The sequence below is a fragment of the Streptomyces sp. NPDC051561 genome, assembly GCF_044454195.1.
GTDB lineage: Bacteria > Actinomycetota > Actinomycetes > Streptomycetales > Streptomycetaceae > Streptomyces.
The window spans coordinates 46,052-65,058 of record NZ_JBITDM010000003.1 but is presented as its reverse complement, the minus strand read 5'-3'; the positions used below and the strand labels follow the sequence as shown (position 1 = coordinate 65,058).

The window sequence follows — 19,007 nt, the reverse complement described above, 5'->3', positions numbered from 1 at the left end:
CACGGCGCCACGGGTAAGGTTAGGTTTACCTGACCGTGGGGTTTCCCGGTTGTGGCGTCGTGGCTGTGGGATCGAGGTGTCCGCGTGTTCGTCTGCTCCTGCTTCGGCGTGACCGACCAGCAGATCAAGTCCCACGCCGCCGACGGAGCATGCACTCCGCGCCAGATAGCCTCCGTCACCAAGGCCGGCACGGACTGCGGGAACTGCGTCCGCACGATCCAGGGCCTGCTCGGCCGGGGCGCCTGCCCGCGACGGGAGCAGATCGCGCAGCGCGAGATCGTGGCCGCCGAAATCGGCGCGGACCAGGTCCTCGGCGAAGCCGCCTGAACCCACCGGAGCATCCAGGAGGAGTCCTCCCGGAAGAGGCTGCCTACGCCTCGCTCGGCTGCTCGATGAGCTGGGCGATGTAGAGCGGCTCACCGAGCTTCTCGACCAGCTCCAGCTGGGTGTCGAGGTAGTCGATGTGGTGCTCCTCGTCCGCCAGGATGTCCTCGAAGAGCTTGGCCGAGGTGATGTCGCCCTTGCCGCGCATGACCTCGGCGCCGCGCTTGAGGCGGTCGATCGCCTCGACCTCGATCTGCCGGTCCGCCTGGAACATCTCGGTCACCGTCTGACCGATCCGCACGTGGAAGAGCCTTTGGTAGTTGGGCAGGCCCTCCAGGAACAGAATCCGGTCGGTAAGGATCTCCGCGTGCTTCATCTCGTCGAAGGACTCGGCGCGCGTGTACTTCGCGAGCTTGGTCCAGCCGAAGTTGTCCTGCATCTTCGCGTGGAGGAAGTACTGGTTGATCGCCGTCAGTTCGGCGGTCAGCTGCTCGTTGAGAAATTCAATGACCTCGGGGTCGCCCTGCATCGCGGGGTTCCTTCCAGGGGTGTGGCGGGCAGATTGCGCGCATCTTTGCACCGCATCTCGGAGGCCGTCCAGTAAGTGCATGCTTAGTAGGAGTTGCCCGAATCAGCCCAGACCCGGTCATGACCACCCCGCGCGGTCTGTCACCATGGGAGGCATGGGTCAGCCGGAAAGCCGGGAATACCGCGAAATCGAGCACTCCGAGCTTCCGCCGGGACAGCGGCTGCAGCGTGGCTGGCCGGTCACCCACTACGGGCCCGTCCCCAAGTTCAAGCCCGACCGCTGGGAGTTCCGGGTCTTCGGCGCCACCGCGGACGGCGACAAACACTGCTGGAACCACGAGGCCTTCTCCGCACTGCCCTTCGACACGGTGGTCGCCGATCTGCACTGCGTGACGAAATTCAGCATGGTCGGGGCCGAATGGGGTGGGGTGGCCGCCCGGACGATCCTCGAACTGGCCCCGCCCGCCCCGAACGTCACCCACGTCATGGTCTGGGCCGAGTACGGCTACAGCGCCAACGTCCGCATCGAGGACTTCACCTCCGAGCGGACCATCCTCGCCACGCACAAGGGCGACGACCTGCTCACCGCCGAACACGGCTTCCCGCTGCGTCTGGTGGTCCCGCATCTGTACGCCTGGAAGGGCCCCAAGTGGGTCCGCGGCATCGAGTACATGACGGCGGACCGCCGCGGCTTCTGGGAGGAGCGCGGCTACCACAACCTCGGTGACCCCTGGCGGGAGCAGCGCTACTCGTACCAGGAGGAGCCCGGGGACGGCCCCGAGCTCTGAGTCCTGCCCGGCCCGATACCCCCTGGGGGTCCGGTCGGTGGTGGTGGCGTCCGGTCGGTGGCGGTACCAGCTGATCAGTGGCGGTACCGGCTGATCAGTGGTGGTACTGGTGGACCACCGCGTGGCCCTTGCCGCGGCCGATCATCCACTTGTTGACCGGTGTGGTGATCACGAACGCGAGGGCGAGGGCCGCCGCGAGTACGCCCCAGAACATTCCGTCCGAGAGGTGGGCGTCCATCGCGCCCGGCCAGAAGGCGATCACCCCGTTGTCGATCAGCTCCATCACGGCGATCGACAGCGTGTCGGCGGCGAGCGCGACCTTGAACGCGGTCCTGAAGTCGACGCCGGCCTTGAGGATGCCGCGCAGGGTCAGCGCGTAACCGAAGACGAAGGCGAGCACGATCGCCAGGATCATCGTCGGCACGTTGCCCCAGCCGAGCGCGGTGCCGATCACCATGCCGAGCACCTCGCCGATGGCGCACCCGGTGAGGCAGTGGAGGGTCGCCTGGGAGGCCGTGCGCCACGAGACCTTGCCGCCGGTGGTGCCGTGCATCTGGTGCGCGTGGCCGGCGTGCTGCTCCCCGTGGCCCCGGTGCTCGCCGTGTCCCTCGTGCACATGCGCCTCGTGGTGCTTCATGGTGTGCTCCCCACTCGGATGGCGGTTCCCGTCGATGACAGGAACCGTATACCCCCTGGGGGTATTCCTCAAGGGAGGCGCGGAGGGGCCGCAGTGGTCAGGGACCCTCGCGCAGCTCCTTCAGCCGGGCCACGTCCGCCGCGTGCCCCTCCTTGCCGCCGGGTGTCTCGATCACCAGCGGGACCCCGTCCGTCGCCGGGTGCGAGAACAGTTCGCGGAAGGGCTCGCTGCCGATGTGACCCGCGCCGATGTTCTCGTGGCGGTCCTTGTGGGCGCCGGTGACGTCCTTGGAGTCGTTGGCGTGGATCAGCTTGAGGCGGCCCTCGCCGACGGTGTCCACCAGCAGGTCGAGGGTCTGCTTCATGCCGCCGGGGCCCGCCAGGTCGTGCCCGGCGGCGAAGATGTGGCAGGTGTCCAGGCAGATGCCCAGCTTGGGATGGGCGTCCAGCGCCTCGAAGTACGGGCCGAAGTCCCAGGTCCGCGAGCAGAGCGAGGAGCCCTGACCGGCCGTCGACTCCAGCAGGAGGTACGGGTCGTCGTCGTGCGTCAGCTCGTCGAGCAGCGGGAGCATGTGCTCCCTGACCTGCGCGTATGCCTCCGAGCGCGGCCGTCCGCCGGTCGCCGAGCCGGTGTGTACGACGACCCCGAGGGCGCCGATCGCGCGGGCCCGGCGCAGCGAGTGGCGCAGGGACTCCACGGACTTCTCGACGGTGGCCTCGGTGTGCGAACCGAAGTTGATCAGATACGGGGCGTGGACGTACGCCGGGATGCGTTCGGCGGCGCAGGCGGCGCGGAACGCCTCGTCCTGCGCCGGATTTCCGACCGGGCTCGCCCATCCGCGCGGATTGGCGACGAAGACCTGGACGGCCTCGGCGCCCATCTCGCGGGCGTACGTCAGCCCGACGGAATCGAGCCCTCCGGCGACGGGGACGTGACCGCCGACGGGGTTGCGGGAGGCCGGGAAATCGGCCGGGAACCGGGTGGCGAATTCTGTGCTGCTCATCGCTGTCCAGGATGCCGTACGGCACGCAGCCCCGGGCCCCGGCCCCGTACGGCTCGCAGCCCCGGCGCGGTACGGCTCCCGGCCATGGCCCCGTACCGCTAGAGGATCTTCGTGGTGATGACGATCTTGCTGCCCTCGGCGGCCTGCTCGCCGCCCTGGACCGACTGCTTCTCGATCACCTTGCTGAAGGAGAAGATCGGACGCTCCACCTCCACCTCGAAGCCCGCCGCCTTGAGCAGCCGGGTCGCCTCGTCGGCGTGCCGGCCCAGGACGTCGGGCACCGGAACCATCCGGGGGCCCTTGGAGACGGTGAGCGTGACGCGCTCGCCCTCGCCGAGGCGCGTGCCGGAGGGCACCGACTGGCGGCCCACCTTGCCCGCCTCGGCAGGGGAGTTGATCTGCCCGGGGGCGACGTCGACCTTGAGGCCGAGGTCTTCGAGGGTGCGGGTGGCGTCCTCGACGGACTCTCCGGTGACCTCGGGGACGTCCACCGGGGACCCCTTGCTGACCAGGAGCGCGACCGCGGTGTCCGGGGCGCGGCCGGTGCCGGCGCTCGGCTCCGTACTGATGACCGTGCCCAGCGGAATGTCCTCGCTGAACGCCCTGGTGACGACCCCCGGCGCGAGACCCGCGTCCTTGAGGGTGCTCCGCGCCCTGTTCAGCGGCATCCGCTTGAGGTCGGGAACCTTCACGATCTCCGGGCCGCGCGAGAGGACCAGCGTCACCGAGCCGTTGCTGCGGATGCGGTCGCCAGGGGCCGGGTCGCTGTCCATGACGGTGCCGCGGGTGACGGTGTCGCTGAACTTCCGCTCCACGTCCTTCACGTCGAGACCGGCATCGTCCAGCTTCTTGCGCGCGTTGCTCTCGGTCTGGCTGAGCAGTGCCGGGACCTGGGTGAACTGGCCCGAGTTGATGTACCAGACGCCGGTGCCCACCCCCAGGAGCAGCAGTACGGCGGTGACCAGGGTGAGCAGCTGCCGGCGGGACGGCGCCGGACGACCGGTCCGCCGACGGGGCGGCGCGGGCTCGTCGGGCAGCGGCATCCGCAGCCTGCTGGTGTGCTGCGCGGTGGGCAGCGCACGCGGGATCACGCTGGTGCGCTCCTCCGGATCCGTCGGTCCGGCGGGAGTCTCGGGCTTCGCCCGCGGAGGTACGACGTCCAGCTGCTCGTCGCTCAGGGCGGCCCGCGCCTCCCTGGCCTGCCCGAGCAGCTCGACCGCGTCGAACGGGCGGGCCGCCGGATTGCGGGTGGTGGCACTGGCCACCAGCTCGTCGAGTTCGAGGGCCAGCCCGGGTACCACGGCTGAGGGCGGCGGGACGTCCTCGTTGAGGTGCTTGTAGAGGACCTGGGCGGGGGTGCCGCCGGAGTGCGGCTTGGCGCCGGTCAGCATCTCGTAGAGGACCACGCCGCAGGCGTAGACGTCGGCGCGGGTGTCGGTGGTGCCGTGCTCGATCTGTTCGGGCGCCAGATAGGAGACCGTGCCCAGGACGGACCCGGTGGTGCTGGTGACCGTGTCCACGGAACGTACGAGACCGAAGTCGGCGACCTTCACCCGGCCGTCGTCCCCTATCAGGACGTTCTCCGGCTTCATGTCGCGGTGGACGAACCCGGCCCGGTGCGCGGCGCCGAGGGCGGCGAGCACGGGCTCCAGGATGTCGAGGGCGGCTCGGGGCTGGAGGGCACCGCGCTCGCGCAGGACGTCGCGCAGGGTGCAGCCCGCGATGTACTCCATCGCGAGGTAGACGTAGCTTCCGTCGGTGCCCTGGTCGAAGACCGCGACCACATTCGGGTGCGCGAGGTGCGCGATGGACTTCGCCTCCCGGATGAACCGGTCGACGAAGGACGCGTCCTCGGCGAGCGCCAGGTGCATCACCTTGAGGGCGAGCACGCGGTCGAGGCGGGTGTCGACGGCCCGGTAGACCGTGGCCATCCCGCCGACGGCGATCCGTGCCTCGACGCGATAGCGGCTGTCGAGCAGCTGCCCGACGAGGGGGTCCTGAAGGGTCGTATCCACGAAGGGAGTCTACGAGGGGTGGGGGGAGGGGCGGACGGGGTGCGGTCCCAGGTGCCGGACTGAAGCCGAGCTGTAACAGGGGAGGGGCGGCGGTGCCACAGTCCCCGCCGCCCCTCCCCCCCCTGCGCGCCCGGCCGCCCGGCTCAGAACGCCGGCCGCTCCGGATCGAAGGCCGCGACCCCCGCGCCCGGCGACGACGCCAGCGCGAAGTGCCGGCGGGGGATGCGGCCGGCGCGGTACGCGAGGCGGCCCGCCTCGACACCGCGGCGCATGGCCTCCGCCATCAGCACCGGCTCCTGGGCGCGGGTCACCGCCGAGGCGAGCATCACACCCGCGCAGCCCAGCTCCATCGCCAGCGTCGCGTCCGACGCCGTACCCGCGCCCGCGTCGAGGATCACCGGCACCCCCGCCCGCTCCACGATCAGTTCGAAGTTGTGGGGGTTGCGGATGCCGAGACCCGACCCGATCGGTGAGCCCAGCGGCATCACCGCCGCACACCCCACGTCCTCCAGCTTCCGCGCCAGCACCGGATCGTCGTTGGTGTAGGGCAGGACCGTGAAGCCGTCGTCGACCAGCACCTCCGCCGCGTCCAGCAGCTCGACGGGGTCCGGCAGCAGGGTCCGCTCGTCGGCGATCACCTCCAGCTTCACCCAGTGGGTGCCGAGCGCCTCGCGGGCCAGCCGGGCGGTCAGCACCGCCTCGCCGGACGTGAAGCAGCCCGCCGTATTGGGCAGCACCCGGATCCCGAGCCGCTCAAGAACGGAGAGGACGGACCCCTGCACGGAAGGGTCCAGCCGCCGCATCGCGACCGTTGTCAGCTCGGTGCCGGAGGCGATCAGGGAGCGTTCCAGGACGTCCAGGCTGGGCGCCCCGCCCGTTCCCATGATCAGCCGGGAGGAGAAGGGGACCCCGCCCAGTTCGAAAAGGTCGTCGGCCATCAAGGATCAGCCTCCCTGGACTGCGGTGAGTACTTCGACGCGGTCGCCGTCGGTCAGGGCGGTGTCCGTCCACCGCCCGCGCGGGACCACGGTTTCGTTGAGTGCCGCCGCCACGCCCGCCCGGGCGCGGGTGAGGGAGGCGACGAGAGCGGAGAGGGTCGTGCCGGTGGGCAGCTCGCGCCGCTCGCCGTTCACGGACACGGTCAGTACGGTCTCGGGGCTCATGCGGGCTGCTCCTCACGTACATCGGCAGGCAGGGAAGTGAACCGTCGCGGCGTGAACGGCCGCGCCTCGTGGATGAGTTCACCCGTGGTCAGCACCTCCGCCATCACCTCCCCGGTGATCGGGGTCAGCAGCACCCCGTTGCGGTAGTGCCCGGTGGCCAGGTGCAGGCCGGGCAGGGCGGTGGGGCCCAGCAGCGGGGCGTTGTCGGGGGAGGCGGGGCGCAGGCCCGCGCGGGTCTCGGTGAGCGGGAGTTCGGTGATGCCGGGGACCAGTTCATGGGCGTCGCGCAGCAGCTCGTAGACGCCGCCCGCGGTGACCGTGGTGTCCCAGCCGAGCTCCTCGGTGGTGGCGCCGACGACGAGTTCGCCGTTCTCGCGCGGAACCAGGTAGACGTGGCTGCCGCGCACCACCGCCCGAACCGTCCGGCTCAGGAACGGGGCGTACGCGGGCGGCACCGTCAGCCGCAGCACCTGCCCCTTCACCGGACGTACCGGCACGAGCACCTCGTCCGGCACCCCGGCGAGCTGCCCGCTGAGGCTCCCGGCGGCGAGCACCACCTGGTCGGCGACCAGCTCGGTGCCGTCCGCGAGCAGTGCGCCGGCCGCCCGGTCCCGCACGACACGAAGTGCGGTGACGGTCGTACGGTGCACGGTCACCCCGGCCCGCTCGCAGGCCGTCAGCAGGGCGGCGGCCAGCCGGCGGGGGTCGATCTGGTGGTCGCCGTCCACCCGCAGCCCGCCGCGCACGCCCGGCGCCAGCATCGGCTCCAGCCGGCGGCACTCGCGCCCGCTCAGCCACTCCGACTCCAGGCCGGACTGCCGTTGCAGGGCGTGCAGGTCGCGCAGGTGGGCGCGGTCGTCGGCGTCCAGGGCGACGGCCAGCGTGCCGCACGCGCGGTAGCCGGTGCCCAGGCCGGTCGCCTCCTCCAGCTCCGCGACGAAGTCCGGATAGCGGCGGGCGGAGGCCAGGTTGAGGCCGAGCAGAGTCTGCTCGCCGTAGTGGAGTTCGGTGACGGCGGCGAGCATTCCGGCCGCCACCCGGGCGGCGCCGCCACCCGGTTCGGGGTCGATGAGCGCGGTGCGCAGACCGCGCCCGGCGGCCCGCCAGGCCGTGACGAGGCCGATGATTCCGCCCCCGACGACCAGGACGTCGTAAGGCTTTCTCGGATATGTGTGCATGGGCGTCCAGCCCCTCCCTTCGCCGGCATGACCCGGATCAGGTTCGTACGGTCGGAGGCCTGGTCAGCCTCCCTCTCAGCCCGGTCGGCCGGGCTCCCGTGAGTGCGGTCTTCTATTGTTCTGGGAGTTCGGGGGCGTCCCCCGGGAATGGTTTCCGGTCGCCACCCTAGTGGTTGGCCTCAACAGGCTCTGAGGGAGCGGTCGCTGTGCCTCGTTCACTGGACGGACTCGTCCTCGCACCGGTCGCCGACCAGGCGCCGGGGCAGGTCGGTACCCGTACCCGGTTCCACTATCACGAGCAGGACGGCCGGATCTGGGCCGAGTACACGGGCGGTGACGTCGTACGCGGGCACCTGGTGGGCACGCGCGCGGGGGACCGGCTCGACTTCCGCTACGTACAGCTGAAGCAGGATGGAACGACGTCTTCTGGGCATTGTCTGTCCACGGTCACGCTCCTCGCGGACGGTCGAGTGCGGCTGGAGGAGCGCTGGGCATGGGAGTCCCAGGAGGGCAGCGGCACCAGCACGGTCGAGGAAGTGCCCGCCGGGTGAGGCCCCGGCCGAGGGGGCCTGTCCCTGACGGTCTGTCAGATACGTAAGGTGGTCGGGTGAGCGAGCAGAAGCGAATCGTCGTCGTCGGCGCGGGCATGGCCGGGGTGCAGACCGCTGTCGCCCTGCGCGAGCAGGGCTTCGCGGGGTCCCTGGTACTGATCGGGGCCGAACCGCACCAGCCGTACGACCGGCCGCCGCTGTCCAAGGCGGTACTGCTCGGCAAGGCCGAGGGCTCGGCCTTCGAGGTCGACTTCGCGGCGCTCGGCGTGGAGCTGCGCCTCGGCTGCGAGGTGACGGGGGTACGTCCCGCCGACCGCGAGATCGACACCCTGACCGGCCCGCTGCCGTACGACACCCTGGTGCTGGCCACCGGCGCGGACCCCCTCACCCTGCCCGGCACCGTCGGCGTCCCCGGCGTCCATCTGCTGCGCACCCTGGACGACGCGCAGCGGCTGCGGCCGGTGCTGGACGCGCAGAGCGAGGTGGTGGTGGTCGGGGCGGGCTGGATCGGCGCCGAGTTCACCACCGCCGCCCGCGAGGCCGGCTGCAAGGTGACCGTGGTGGAGGCCGCCGACCGGCCGCTCGCCGGGACGATGCCCGCGCAGATCGCCGCCCCGATGGCCGCCTGGTACGCCGAGGGCGGAGCCGAACTCCTCACCCACGCCCGGGTCGCCTCCGTCGAACCGGGCGCCGTCGTCCTCACCGGCGGCCGCCGCATCCCGGCAGGCGCGGTCGTCGTCGGCATCGGCGCCAGACCCGCCACCGCCTGGCTGGAGGGCTCCGGCATCGAGCTGGGCCCGGACGGCTCGGTCACCGCGGACGCGTACCTGCGCACCAGCGTCCCCGAGGTGTACGCCGTAGGGGACTGCGCCTCCTTCCCCTCCCGCCGCTACGGGCGGCGGCTGCTGGTCCACCACTGGGACAACGCCCTCCAGGGCCCCCGCACGGTCGCCGCCAACATCCTGGGCGGCACCCCGCTGGTCTACGACCCGGTGCCGTACTTCTGGTCCGAGCAGTTCGGGCGCTTCGTCCAGTACGTCGGTCATCACGCGGACGCCGACCGCATGGTCTGGCGCGGCGACCCCGCGAGCCCCGCCTGGTCGGTGTGCTGGCTGCGGGACGGGGTGCTGGTGGCGCTGCTCGCGGTGGGTCGCCCGCGCGACCTGGCGCAGGGGCGCAAGCTGGTCGAGGCGGGGGCGGTACTGGACCCGGGGCCGGCCGCCGACCCCTGCGTACCGCTGAAGTCGGCGGTACGCAGGCCGTGAGAGCCTGGGCGGCGGTACTTTCCGCCGCTCCCGATTACCGGCTGTCAGTCCTGGATGGCACGCTTGTCCTGTGACCGAGATTGACGCAAAGATCGAAGCCCTCGTCCCCGCCTGGCTCCACCTCCCCGACATCGCGGAGATGCTCGACCTGGAGGTGACGAAGGTGCGGCAGCTGGTGAAGGACGGCCAGCTCATCGCCGTACGACGCGGTGAGAACCGTGCGCTCCAGGTGCCCGCCTCCTTCATCGACGGCAACCAGATCGTCAAGGGCCTGCCCGGCCTGCTGACGGTCCTGAAGGACGACGGCTTCTCCGACACGGAGATGCTGGAGTGGCTCTTCACCGCCGACCCGACCCTGCCCGGCACGCCCGCGCAGGCCCTGAGCGAGAATCGCGGCACGGAGGTGAAGCGACGCGCCCAGGCGCTCGCCCTCTGACGCGACACCAGCACGGAAGCACGAGTACGGCGGAGGTACGGGCCCGGGGCGACCGGGGCCCGTACCCACCGCCGCCATGACGACACGCATGTCGTCGACACGTACGTCGCCGCCACGCAAGACGACGACGGTTCATGACACGGGGGGACACCGCACCATGCCCACGCCTGCTCGCGAGCAGCTCGCCGACGCCCGGCTCTACCTCTGCACCGACGCCCGCAAGGCGCAGGGGGACCTCCCCGGTTTCCTCGACGCGGTGCTCTCTTCCGGAGTCGACATCGTCCAGCTCCGCGACAAGGGCATGGAGGCGGGCGAGGAGCTGGAACACCTCTCCGTCTTCGCCGACGCCTGCCGACGGCACGGCAAGCTGCTGGCCGTGAACGACCGCGCCGACGTGGCCCACGCCATCGGCAGCGACGTGCTCCACCTCGGCCAGGGCGACCTCCCGGTGCCCGCCGCCCGCGCCCTGCTCGGAGCCACCCCCGACGACGTCCTGATCGGCCGCTCCACGCACGGTGAGTCCGAGGTGGACGCCGCCGTCGCCGAGCCCGGCGTCGACTACTTCTGCACCGGCCCCTGCTGGCCCACCCCCACCAAGCCCGGCCGGTACGCCCCCGGCCTGGACCTGGTGCGCTACGCCGCCTCGCTCGGCCAGGACCGCCCCTGGTTCGCCATCGGCGGCATCGACGCGGGCAACCTCGACGAGGTGCTCGCGGCGGGCGCCCGCCGGGTCGTGGTGGTCCGGGCGATCACCGAGGCGGCCGACCCGGCCGCCGCCACCGCCGCGCTGGCCGGGCGGATCAGGTCGTACGGACGCTGAAGGGTCCGGTGGGCGACCGGTCGCGCGAGGCTGGAAAACTGTCCGAAGGGTGGACAAGAATCCGGCATTACGGACCTTTGTCGCTCACTTGGTTGGGGGTCCGCCGCCCCGCTGGCTAACCTCTCAGCATGGCCCTTGGCACAGCTTCCACCAGATCAGATCGCGCACTTACGGTCCGTGAGCTGCTGGAGACCGGAAAGACGTCGATTTCCTTCGAATTCTCGGCCCGCCGGACCGAGAAGGGTGAGCAGAACCTCTGGAACGCCCTGCGCCGGGTCGAGGCGGTGGCTCCCAGCTTCGTCTCCGTGACCTACGGGGCGGGCGGTTCGACCCGCGAAGGCACGGTCAAGGCCACCCAGAAGATCGCCTCCGACTCCACGCTCACCCCCGTCGCGCACCTCACCGCGGTCGACCACTCGATCGCCGAACTGCGCAACATGGTCGGCCAGTACGCGGATGCCGGAATCCGGAACATCCTCGCGGTGCGCGGTGACCCGCCGGGCGACCCGATGGGGGAGTGGGTGAAGCATCCCAAGGGTGTGACGTACGCCTCCGAACTCGTCTCGCTCATCAAGGAGTCCGGCGACTTCTGTGTCGGCGTCGCCGCATTCCCCGAGATGCACCCGCGCTCGGAGAACTGGGATTCCGACATCCGCCACTTCGTGGAGAAGTGCCGGGCCGGTGCCGATTACGCCATCACGCAGATGTTCTTCGATCCGGAGAGCTATCTGCGGATGCGCGACAAGGTTCAGGCGGCCGGCTGCGACACCCCCATCATCCCCGAGGTGATGCCTGTCACGCTGGTCAAGCAGCTGGCCATCCTTCCGCAGCTCAGCAACGCGCGTTTTCCTGACGCGGTGAAAGAGCGGATCCTCGCGGTCAAGGACGATCCGGCCGCTGTACGCTCCATTGGCATCGAGTTCGCCACCGAGTTCTGCGCGACGCTGCTTGCCGAAGGTGTACCGGGAATGCACTTCATCACGCTGAACAACTCGACGGCGACCCTCGAAATCTACGAGAATCTCGGACTGCACGACCAGACGTCACTGCCGACGCAGTCGTAACAGCCGAATCAGTCATCGCACAGCGGTTGTCACACAGCTGTCATCACACGGCTGGCATCACACAGCTGTACTCGCGCCGTCGGGTTCCACCAGGGGAACCGCGGCCGCAGGAGAGGGGCGTACATGGGCTGGACGGTCCTCTACATCGCGTTCGGAGTGGTCGCACTGTGGCTGCTCGGTGAAGTGCTGTTGCAGTACAAGGCGCGGCTGCGCTGGCGGGTGCTCGCCTTCGCGGGCTTCGCCGTCGTCGTGGTCGGGGTGCTGCTGCCGTCCGTGGTGGTGATCGGGGCGGGCGCCATCGCCTTCGCCGTCGGCCAGACGTACGTCACGCTCTCCTTCCGCCGCGGTTTCTCCACCGGCTGGGCGATCGGCGGCAGCCCGGGCGCCAGCAAGCGCCGCAGGGGTGGTGGCGAGGCAGCCGCCGTCCAGCAGCCGTCGCTCCAGGTCTCGGACCTGGAGTACGGCGAGCAGGGGCAGCAGACCGCCGCCGGCTTCGACGGCATGCAGGGCTACGACCCGCAGGGGCAGGGGCAGGGCGCCCCGTCCTATGCGCCGCAGCCGATGCCGGACGAGACCGGCCAGTACGGGATCTACGACAACCCGGCCACGGTCCCGGCCCAGGGGCACGGCTACGACGACTTCGGTTCCGGCGCCTACCCGGCGTACGGCCAGGGCGACCAGCTCCAGGACACCGGGGCGTACAGCACGTACGACACCGGTCAGCAGAGTTACGCCGCCTACTCCGACCCGTACATCGGCACCCAGTCCTACGGCGGCGAGTACGACTCGTACGGTGGCCAGCAGCAGATGTACCCCGGCCAGTACGCCGACAACTACCCGGCCGAAACCCCGCCCGGCGGCGTCTGGGTCCCCCACCAGCGCGACGGCGAACAGCCCCTGGGCGAAGCGCCGCAGCAGCCCGCGGGTTACCCGGACGGGTACGATCCGGGCGCGAGCGGCCAGTACCGCTACTGACGCCCCGTCCGCGCACCGCCTCCCGAGGGGGACGGCTTCCGCTCCCCTCTCACCGGGAGCCCCGGAAGCCGTCCCCTTCGACGATCAGTCCGGCGACCAGCGCCCCTGACATCCCCGCATGCGCCGGCCCGCCCCCCGGGTGCGCCCACCCCCCGGCGGCGTACAACCCGCGCAGCGCCGTCACGTTCGACGGGGCGAGGAAGCGTCCGTCCCGTCCGGCCAGCGCCGGCGCCGCCACGGCGCCCCCCGCCGACCCCGTCACCCTCGCGGTGTCCGAGGGCGTACGGACCTCGCGCCACCGCACCCGCGCGGCGAGCCCCGGCACCGCGGTGGCCGCCGCGGCCGCCATCCGGTCCGCCCACGTACCCGCCATGGCCGCCCAGTCGTACCCCTCGTGCACCGGAGCCACCGCAGTCAGCACCACCGCCTCGTGCTCCCCCTGCGGACGCAGCGCCGGATCGTCCGGCCGCGACACCCACACCGTCGGAGCGATCTCGTCGCCGAGCGACTCCACCATCCCCAACTCGTCGAAGACCTCCTGCAGTTCACCCTCGCGGTACGCCGAGTGCACCACGCTCCGGTGCACGGCCCCCGCCTCCCGCGCCCCGTCGAGCGCCAGGAACACCTGCACCCGCCCCGCCACCACCACCGGCTCGGGGCCCTGTGCCGGCGCGTCCTCGGCCCTGCGCACCGCCCGCCCGCCCAGCAGTGCGGCCAGCCGCTCCGGCGGCAGGGCCGCGACCACCGAGTCGGCGTCGACGCGGGTCCCGTCGGCCAGTTCCACGCCTGCCGCCCGGCCGTCCTTCTCCACGACAGCGGCCACCTCGCTCCCGAACACGAACTCCACCCGCCGCGCCAGGCACCGCTCGTACAGCGCCCGCGCGAGCTCACGGGTGCCCCCGGCGACGTACCAGCTGCCGAAGGTCTGCTCCAGGTAGGGCAGTACGGCAGCCGAGGCCGGGGCGTCGCGCGGGTCCAGCCCGTACGACAGCGCGTGACTCTCCAGCAGCGCGGCCAGCCGGGGATCGGCCAGCTCCCAGGCGGCCACCTCGGCCAGCGTGTCCGCCTGCCGGTCCCGGCGCAGCCGCCGCTTGATCCGCACCGAGGGGTACGGGTCGCGGCCGAGCACCTGCCAGTCGGCGCGCAGCGGTTCTTCGAGGAGGGGGCGGCGGGTGCGGTCCCAGGTGTCCCGCGCCCGGTTCATGAACTCGCCCCAGCGCTCGCCCAGTCCGGCCCCCAGCGCCTCCTCCAGTGCGGAGACCACGCCGCCGCGCGAGGCATTGGGCAGCAAGACCGTGCTGCCGTCGGCGAAGAAGTGCCGGACCGCCGGGTCCACCTGGGTCATCCCGACGCAGGCTTCGAGGGGTTCCTTGCCGGTCTTCACGAACACGTCGCGGTAGACGGCGGGGAGGTGCAGCAGCCCCGGCCCCGTATCGAAGGCGAAGCCGTCCCGCTCGAAGCGGCCCGCCGAGCCGCCGTACGTCCGCCCCCGCTCGTACACCGTCACCCGGTGGCCCGCAACGGCCAGCCGGGCGGCGGTCGCCATCGCGCCGAGCCCGGCGCCGATCACCACAATCCGTGCCATGCCTGCGACTTTATCGGCCACCACTGACAATCCGTCCCGCCGGCCGCCCCCGCGGAACGCGCCCGTCAGTCCGGCGGCCGCATCCCCTGTCCGGCCGGCCGCTTCCGCTCCCGCCGTTCCGCCCTGCGCCGCCGGAACCGGCGGATCCGGTTGGCCAGGAAGAGCAGTATCACCACCCCCGCCACCAGCAGGACCGCCGCGATCACGGCCGCCGCCACCGGATGGAACATGGCGAAGGTGATGATCCCGGCGACCCCCAGGTCCTCCGCCGTGCTCACCGCGATATTGCTGAACGGCTCCGGCGAGGTGTTCACCGCCATCCGCGTCCCGGCCTTGACCAGATGGCTGACCAGCGCGGTCGAACCGCCCACCGCCCCCGCCGCGAGCTCCGGCAGCGACCCGCTCTGCCCGGCGAGCAGCGCCCCGACCACGGCGCCCGCGAGCGGCCGGACGACGGTGTGGACGCTGTCCCAGAGCGAGTCCAGATACGGGATCTTGTCGTTCACCGCCTCGATCAGGAAAAGGATCCCGGCGACCACCATGACGTCGGTGCGCTGCAACGAGGCCGGCACTTCGTCGCTCAGCCCGGTCGCGCCGAAGATGCCGAGGAGCAGGACCACCGCATAGGAATTGATCCCGCTGGCCCAGCCGCTGGTGAATACGAGGGGGAGTACGGACACGGACGCGATCGTAACCAGTCCTGGAAACGGACGGATGAGGTTGAACGCGCAGGCCTGAGTATCCGTACCTAGTACCAGAGATGAGTAGGTGTGCGGATGGGCTCCCACCTGCGAAGACGACAGAGTGGAGCACACGGAAGGGGCACCGCGCCGAGACCGCCGACACGGGGCGGCGGAAGCGGCGCGGCACCCCGGACGCAACGGGGAACAACGGGGACACGGGGGAAACGCACCGGTCCGGCGAGGCTCGGGGGGATCGAGCCTCACCGGACCGGTGTTTTTCGTGCGGCGTGGCTTTCGTGTGGCGGGGCTTTCGTGCGGCGTCGCTTTTCGTCCAGCGTGCCGTGTGACCTCAGGCCAGGCTGCCCCGCACCCGCCCGTGCAGCAGCCGCGACAGCGCCGCGTGGACGTCGTCCAGCGAGCGCTCGCTCTGGAACGCCTGCCAGTCCAGTGCCGCCACCAGCACCATCCCCACCAGCGCCGCCGCCGTCAGCGGGACGTCGATCTCCTCGCTCAGCTCACCGTTGGCGACGCCCTCCGCGAGGACCGTCTCGACGACCGCGACCGCCTGCTGACGCACCACCAGGAGCGTCGACTGCCAGGCCCGGTTGGTGCGCCACAGTTCGGCGACGTACAGCTGGGTGAAGGCCGGATAGCGGTGGATGAACTCCAGGCCCGCCCTGATCATCGCGTCGAGCGACTCCACCTTGGTGCCGCCGGAGGCCCTGGTGGCGTCGGCCGCCTCCTGGAGGGAGGCGGTCAGCAGCCCGACGCCGTACCGCAGCAGCTCCTCGAAGAGCTCGCTCTTGCTCTTGAAGTTGTAGTAGACGGTGCCCTTGGCGACACCGGCCCGCTCGGCGATCTCCTCCACCGTGGTGGAGGAGAAGCCCTGCTCCGCGATGAGGGTCACGGCCGCCTCGTAGAGCTTCTGCCGGGTGTTGCGGCGACGCGTGCTGCTGCTGTCCATGGCGTCGATTCTCACAGGTCCGGCCGTTGTGCCGGGCCCGGTCGGGCGCACGGAGGCGGCCGGGCTCACAGGCTGAGCTCCGGGTGGAGTCTGTCCAGCGTCCAGACCTGCTTGCGGCGCGCCGAGAGCGCGGTGAGCGCGAGCGCGCCCGCCGTGAAGGCGGCCAGTACGGCGCTGCCCGTCCAGACCGGCTCCAGACCGCCGCCCGAGATCAGCCTGCGCAGGCCCTCGACGACGTACGTCATGGGCAGGAACGGGTGGATCGCGTTGAAGAACGGCGGTGAGGTCTGCACCGGATACGTACCGCCCGCCGACGTCAGCTGAAGCATCAGCACCGCCAGCACCAGGATCCTGCCCGCCGCCCCGAAGCGGGCGTTGAGCCATTGCACGATGGCCGAGAAGCAGCAGGTCACCAGGGCGAGGAAGGCGATCGTGCCGACGGCCCGGTCCATCTGGAGGCCCAGCGCGAAGTGCAGTACGGACATCAGTGCCGCGATCTGGAGGAGCCCGAGGGCGGCGACCGGCAGCCAGCCCGCGAAGGCGATCCGCCAGGCGGAGGCGCCCGCGGCGAGTGCCCGCCGGTTGAGCGGCTGGATCAGCATGTACGCCACCATCGAGCCGACCCAGAGGGAGAGCGGGATGAAGTACGGGGCGAAACCGGTGCCGTAATTGGGCGCCTTGTGCATCGACTGCGAGGCCAGCTTGACCGGGTCGGCCATCACCTCGGTGCGCTGGTCGCGGGAGTCCTTGTCGTAGTCGGGGATCTTGCCGACGCCGTCGTTGAGGCCGCCGGCCAGCTTGCCGCTGCCGTCGGCGAGCTTGAAGAGGCCGCCGTCCAGGTCGTGGGCGCCGGTCTTGAGCTTGCCGACGCCGGAGTCGAGGCTGGTGGCGCCGGTGCGGGCGGAGGTCAGGCCGGTGTGCAGCTTGGTGGCACCCCGGGAGACCTTCTGGGCGCCGGAGTTGAGGGCGTTGACCTTGGCGACGGCGGTCTTGAGGTCGTCGTCCAGGTGCGGGGCGTCGTTGGCCAGGGCCTGCGACTTGGTCTGGACGTCCGCGAGACGGGCGTCCAGGGTGGCCAGGTCGCCCTTGCTGTCCTTGACCATCGCGTTGACGTCCCCGGCGATCACCGCGGCTTCCCCGGCGGCCGTCACCCCCTTCTCCAGCACGGGGCAGGCGCGGGCCCTGAAGGTGACGGCGGTCGGGTCGAGCGCGTCCTTCCCGGCCGGGTTCTCGCAGAGTTCCTTGTGCACGGCGGCCAGATCGGTGGCGCCCTTGCGGGCGTCCGCCGCGGCCCCCGGGGCGTGCTTCACCAGGGTCTTGAGGTGGTTGCGCGTCACCTTGGAGGAGTCCGCGACCAGCTGGGCGGCCTTGGCGATCGACCTGCCGTCGTCCTTCAGATACGGCTGGACCCGGTTCGCCACCCCGTTGACCTTCTGGGCCAGCAGCTTCGTACCGTCCGCGACCTGCTTCGACCCGGACGCCAGCTCGGCCGCACCGGTGTCCAGCTTCTTGATCCCGCCGGAGAGGTCCCCACTGCCCTTCTTGGCGTCCTTCAGCCCGTCGGAAAGCTCCTTGGACCCCTTCTTCGCCTTCCCGATCCCGCCCTTGAGGTCGTTGGCGCCCTTCGCGGCCTTCTCGGTCGCGTCGTGGATGTCGGAGAACGAGATGAAGATCTTGTCGAGGAACCCGCGCGAGGCGTTGGTGGAGGCCGCGGTACGCACCTCGGAGAACACCGTCCGGGAAATCTGCCCGACGATGTAGTTGTTGGAGTCGTTGGTCGCGACCTGGAGCGCGCCGGTCTCCGGGGAGTCGCCGGAACTGGAGGCGATCCGCCGGCTGAAGTCGGACGGCATGGTCAACGACAGGTAGTACGCGCCGCTCTCGACACCGTCCTTGGCGTCCTTCGCGCTCACCTCCTGCCAGTCGAAGACCTTGCTGTCGGTCAGCTTCCTGGTGATCTCGTCACCGGCGGTGATCTTCTTTCCGGCGGCGTTCGCCCCCTGGTCCTCGTTGACCAGCGCCACGGGGATCTTGTCCAGCCGCCCGTACGGATCCCAGAAGGACCACAGGTACAGGGCGCCGTAGAGCAGCGGCAGCAACAGCAGTGCCACCAGCGCTGCGCGCGGCAGCTTCCCCCTGCCGAACCGCTTGAGCTCAAGCGCGGCCAGTTTCGGCGAGCGCATCGGCCGCCCCCTCCTCGGTCGATTCCTTCGTCTTCTCGTTCCGTACGCGGACCCGCAGTGCGTCCTCGGGCGGCTCGCTGCACACGGCGAGCACGGTCGTACCGGCCGCCGCGACCGAACGCAGCAGTTCCCAGGCCTGCTCGCGCTCGGCGTCCGACAGCTTGAGGTCGGCGTCGTCCACGGCCAGCAGCCGGGGCGAACCCATCAACGCCAGCCCCACCGACAGCCGCAGCCCCTCCAGGCGTTCCAGGTCCCGCACGGAGGTCCGCTCGCCCTTGGGGAGCGTGGCCAGGTCGAGCCCGGCGGCCGCCAGCGCGGCGTCGATCCGGGCCCGGGCCGCCGCCCGGCGTACCGAGGGCCGCTGGAACAGCGAGCGCAGCGCACCGTCGAACCGGCGCTGCAGCAGGGCGCGTTCGCGCAGGTGCTCGGCCACGGTGAAGGCCGGGTCCAGCTCGTTGACCCCGGTCACCGGGCCCAGTGCGCTGATCCGGCGCACCCCCGCCGGCTTCTTCGGCAGCCGCAGCCCGCCCACCTCGGCATGCCCCTCGGTGGCGCGCATCCGTCCGGTCAGGGCGAGCAGCAGACAGGTCCGGCCGGAACCGGAGGGACCCTCGATCGCCACGAACGAACCGGCCGGGGCAGCGAGATCCACCCCCCGGAAGGCCCAGCCGCGCGGGCCCTTGAGCCCGAAGTCCACGGCATTCACCGCGGCCCCCGCGGCAGTTGCTGTCCCCGTGTGCGGGCTGTCCACGCACCCTCCCCGTTTTTGAACTGACCGGTCAGTCCAAAAGTATGCCCTCGGGGGCGGGGCGCAAAGGCCCAGCTCAGGGCCGATTGTCAGTGGC

20 protein-coding genes and 1 riboswitch are annotated in these 19,007 nt (G+C 71.1%); of the genes, 8 read left to right on the top strand and 12 right to left on the bottom strand.

The window, feature by feature from the left end:
- Positions 1-84: 84 nt before the first annotated feature.
- Positions 85-327 (top strand): bacterioferritin-associated ferredoxin, encoded by a 243-nt coding sequence (locus ACIA73_RS08310; protein WP_399437545.1) that lies wholly within the window; start codon positions 85-87, stop codon positions 325-327.
- A 43-nt stretch (positions 328-370) separates the two neighbouring features.
- Here ACIA73_RS08310 and bfr read toward each other — a convergent pair whose 3' ends face one another.
- Positions 371-853, bottom strand: coding sequence for a bacterioferritin (gene bfr, locus ACIA73_RS08305; RefSeq protein WP_399437544.1), 483 nt, complete (start codon positions 851-853; stop codon positions 371-373).
- 154 nt (positions 854-1,007) lie between these two features.
- Between bfr and ACIA73_RS08300 the strand changes: the two genes are divergently transcribed.
- Positions 1,008-1,640, top strand: a complete 633-nt coding sequence (locus ACIA73_RS08300; protein ID WP_399437543.1) for a sulfite oxidase-like oxidoreductase — start codon at positions 1,008-1,010, stop codon at positions 1,638-1,640.
- Positions 1,641-1,734: 94 nt separating this feature from the next.
- Here the strand turns inward: ACIA73_RS08300 and ACIA73_RS08295 are convergent, their stop codons facing one another.
- The 6 genes from ACIA73_RS08295 to thiO form a co-directional block, all read right to left on the bottom strand.
- Positions 1,735-2,277: a DUF4396 domain-containing protein gene (locus ACIA73_RS08295; protein WP_399437542.1), complete on the bottom strand. Its 543-nt coding sequence runs from the start codon at positions 2,275-2,277 to the stop codon at positions 1,735-1,737.
- A 97-nt stretch (positions 2,278-2,374) separates the two neighbouring features.
- Positions 2,375-3,280, bottom strand: coding sequence for a deoxyribonuclease IV (locus ACIA73_RS08290; RefSeq protein ID WP_399437541.1), 906 nt, complete (start codon positions 3,278-3,280; stop codon positions 2,375-2,377).
- A gap of 98 nt (positions 3,281-3,378) precedes the next feature.
- Entirely contained in the window at positions 3,379-5,295 is a 1,917-nt protein-coding gene (gene pknB, locus ACIA73_RS08285; RefSeq protein ID WP_399437540.1) for a Stk1 family PASTA domain-containing Ser/Thr kinase, read from the bottom strand.
- Positions 5,296-5,438: 143 nt separating this feature from the next.
- Complete coding sequence (locus tag ACIA73_RS08280; RefSeq protein ID WP_399437539.1) at positions 5,439-6,233, bottom strand: thiazole synthase; 795 nt, start codon at positions 6,231-6,233, stop codon at positions 5,439-5,441.
- A 6-nt stretch (positions 6,234-6,239) separates the two neighbouring features.
- Complete coding sequence (gene thiS, locus ACIA73_RS08275; RefSeq protein ID WP_399437538.1) at positions 6,240-6,458, bottom strand: sulfur carrier protein ThiS; 219 nt, start codon at positions 6,456-6,458, stop codon at positions 6,240-6,242.
- Positions 6,455-7,636, bottom strand: a complete 1,182-nt coding sequence (gene thiO, locus ACIA73_RS08270) for a glycine oxidase ThiO (RefSeq protein ID WP_399437537.1) — start codon at positions 7,634-7,636, stop codon at positions 6,455-6,457. Before thiO ends, thiS begins: the two co-directional genes overlap by 4 nt.
- Positions 7,634-7,746, bottom strand: a riboswitch (TPP riboswitch). It overlaps the preceding gene by 3 nt.
- Positions 7,747-7,842: 96 nt before the next feature.
- Here thiO and ACIA73_RS08265 point away from each other — a divergent pair.
- The 6 genes from ACIA73_RS08265 (at position 7,843) to ACIA73_RS08240 (ending at position 12,747) form a co-directional block, all read left to right on the top strand.
- Positions 7,843-8,187 (top strand): hypothetical protein, encoded by a 345-nt coding sequence (locus ACIA73_RS08265; RefSeq protein ID WP_399437536.1) that lies wholly within the window; start codon positions 7,843-7,845, stop codon positions 8,185-8,187.
- A 95-nt stretch (positions 8,188-8,282) separates the two neighbouring features.
- Positions 8,283-9,452, top strand: coding sequence for an NAD(P)/FAD-dependent oxidoreductase (locus tag ACIA73_RS08260; RefSeq protein WP_399438018.1), 1,170 nt, complete (start codon positions 8,283-8,285; stop codon positions 9,450-9,452).
- A gap of 70 nt (positions 9,453-9,522) precedes the next feature.
- Positions 9,523-9,888 carry an Rv2175c family DNA-binding protein gene (locus tag ACIA73_RS08255; RefSeq protein ID WP_399437535.1) on the top strand — a complete coding sequence of 122 codons (366 nt, stop codon included), beginning with the start codon at positions 9,523-9,525 and terminating at the stop codon, positions 9,886-9,888.
- A 157-nt stretch (positions 9,889-10,045) separates the two neighbouring features.
- Complete coding sequence (gene thiE, locus ACIA73_RS08250; protein WP_399437534.1) at positions 10,046-10,708, top strand: thiamine phosphate synthase; 663 nt, start codon at positions 10,046-10,048, stop codon at positions 10,706-10,708.
- A 128-nt stretch (positions 10,709-10,836) separates the two neighbouring features.
- Positions 10,837-11,772, top strand: coding sequence for a methylenetetrahydrofolate reductase [NAD(P)H] (metF, locus tag ACIA73_RS08245; protein ID WP_399437533.1), 936 nt, complete (start codon positions 10,837-10,839; stop codon positions 11,770-11,772).
- Positions 11,773-11,895: 123 nt separating this feature from the next.
- Positions 11,896-12,747, top strand: a complete 852-nt coding sequence (locus ACIA73_RS08240; RefSeq protein ID WP_399437532.1) for a hypothetical protein — start codon at positions 11,896-11,898, stop codon at positions 12,745-12,747.
- A 49-nt stretch (positions 12,748-12,796) separates the two neighbouring features.
- On the opposite strand, the gene ACIA73_RS08235 is transcribed toward ACIA73_RS08240, so the two are convergent.
- The 5 genes from ACIA73_RS08235 to ACIA73_RS08215 all read right to left on the bottom strand — a co-directional run bounded on the left by ACIA73_RS08235 (position 12,797) and on the right by ACIA73_RS08215 (position 18,913).
- The gene (locus ACIA73_RS08235; RefSeq protein WP_399437531.1) at positions 12,797-14,332 is read right to left on the bottom strand and encodes a phytoene desaturase family protein; all 1,536 of its coding nucleotides are present in this window, start codon (positions 14,330-14,332) and stop codon (positions 12,797-12,799) included.
- Between the two features lie 65 nt (positions 14,333-14,397).
- Complete coding sequence (locus ACIA73_RS08230) at positions 14,398-15,012, bottom strand: DUF4126 domain-containing protein (protein ID WP_399437530.1); 615 nt, start codon at positions 15,010-15,012, stop codon at positions 14,398-14,400.
- A gap of 352 nt (positions 15,013-15,364) precedes the next feature.
- Positions 15,365-15,979 (bottom strand): TetR/AcrR family transcriptional regulator, encoded by a 615-nt coding sequence (locus tag ACIA73_RS08225; protein ID WP_399437529.1) that lies wholly within the window; start codon positions 15,977-15,979, stop codon positions 15,365-15,367.
- A 65-nt stretch (positions 15,980-16,044) separates the two neighbouring features.
- Positions 16,045-18,162: a YhgE/Pip family protein gene (locus ACIA73_RS08220; RefSeq protein WP_399437528.1), complete on the bottom strand. Its 2,118-nt coding sequence runs from the start codon at positions 18,160-18,162 to the stop codon at positions 16,045-16,047.
- A complete protein-coding gene (locus tag ACIA73_RS08215; RefSeq protein WP_399437527.1) occupies positions 18,134-18,913 on the bottom strand; it encodes an ATP-binding cassette domain-containing protein in 780 nt (259 codons plus the stop codon). The genes ACIA73_RS08220 and ACIA73_RS08215 overlap by 29 nt, the downstream gene beginning before the upstream one ends.
- Positions 18,914-19,007: the final 94 nt, after the last annotated feature.

Bases quoted from the DNA above. Each gene is read 5' to 3' on its own strand.
- bfr (WP_399437544.1), bottom strand. From the start codon at position 853: ATGCAGGGCGACCCCGAGGTCATTGAATTTCTCAACGAGCAGCTGACC.
- ACIA73_RS08300 (WP_399437543.1), top strand. From the start codon at position 1,008: ATGGGTCAGCCGGAAAGCCGGGAATACCGCGAAATCGAGCACTCCGAG.
- ACIA73_RS08295 (WP_399437542.1), bottom strand. From the start codon at position 2,277: ATGAAGCACCACGAGGCGCATGTGCACGAGGGACACGGCGAGCACCGG.
- ACIA73_RS08290 (WP_399437541.1), bottom strand. From the start codon at position 3,280: ATGAGCAGCACAGAATTCGCCACCCGGTTCCCGGCCGATTTCCCGGCC.
- ACIA73_RS08280 (WP_399437539.1), bottom strand. From the start codon at position 6,233: ATGGCCGACGACCTTTTCGAACTGGGCGGGGTCCCCTTCTCCTCCCGG.
- thiS (WP_399437538.1), bottom strand. From the start codon at position 6,458: ATGAGCCCCGAGACCGTACTGACCGTGTCCGTGAACGGCGAGCGGCGC.
- thiO (WP_399437537.1), bottom strand. From the start codon at position 7,636: ATGCACACATATCCGAGAAAGCCTTACGACGTCCTGGTCGTCGGGGGC.
- ACIA73_RS08260 (WP_399438018.1), top strand. From the start codon at position 8,283: ATGGCCGGGGTGCAGACCGCTGTCGCCCTGCGCGAGCAGGGCTTCGCG.
- thiE (WP_399437534.1), top strand. From the start codon at position 10,046: ATGCCCACGCCTGCTCGCGAGCAGCTCGCCGACGCCCGGCTCTACCTC.
- metF (WP_399437533.1), top strand. From the start codon at position 10,837: ATGGCCCTTGGCACAGCTTCCACCAGATCAGATCGCGCACTTACGGTC.
- ACIA73_RS08240 (WP_399437532.1), top strand. From the start codon at position 11,896: ATGGGCTGGACGGTCCTCTACATCGCGTTCGGAGTGGTCGCACTGTGG.
- ACIA73_RS08235 (WP_399437531.1), bottom strand. From the start codon at position 14,332: ATGGCACGGATTGTGGTGATCGGCGCCGGGCTCGGCGCGATGGCGACC.
- ACIA73_RS08225 (WP_399437529.1), bottom strand. From the start codon at position 15,979: ATGGACAGCAGCAGCACGCGTCGCCGCAACACCCGGCAGAAGCTCTAC.
- ACIA73_RS08220 (WP_399437528.1), bottom strand. From the start codon at position 18,162: ATGCGCTCGCCGAAACTGGCCGCGCTTGAGCTCAAGCGGTTCGGCAGG.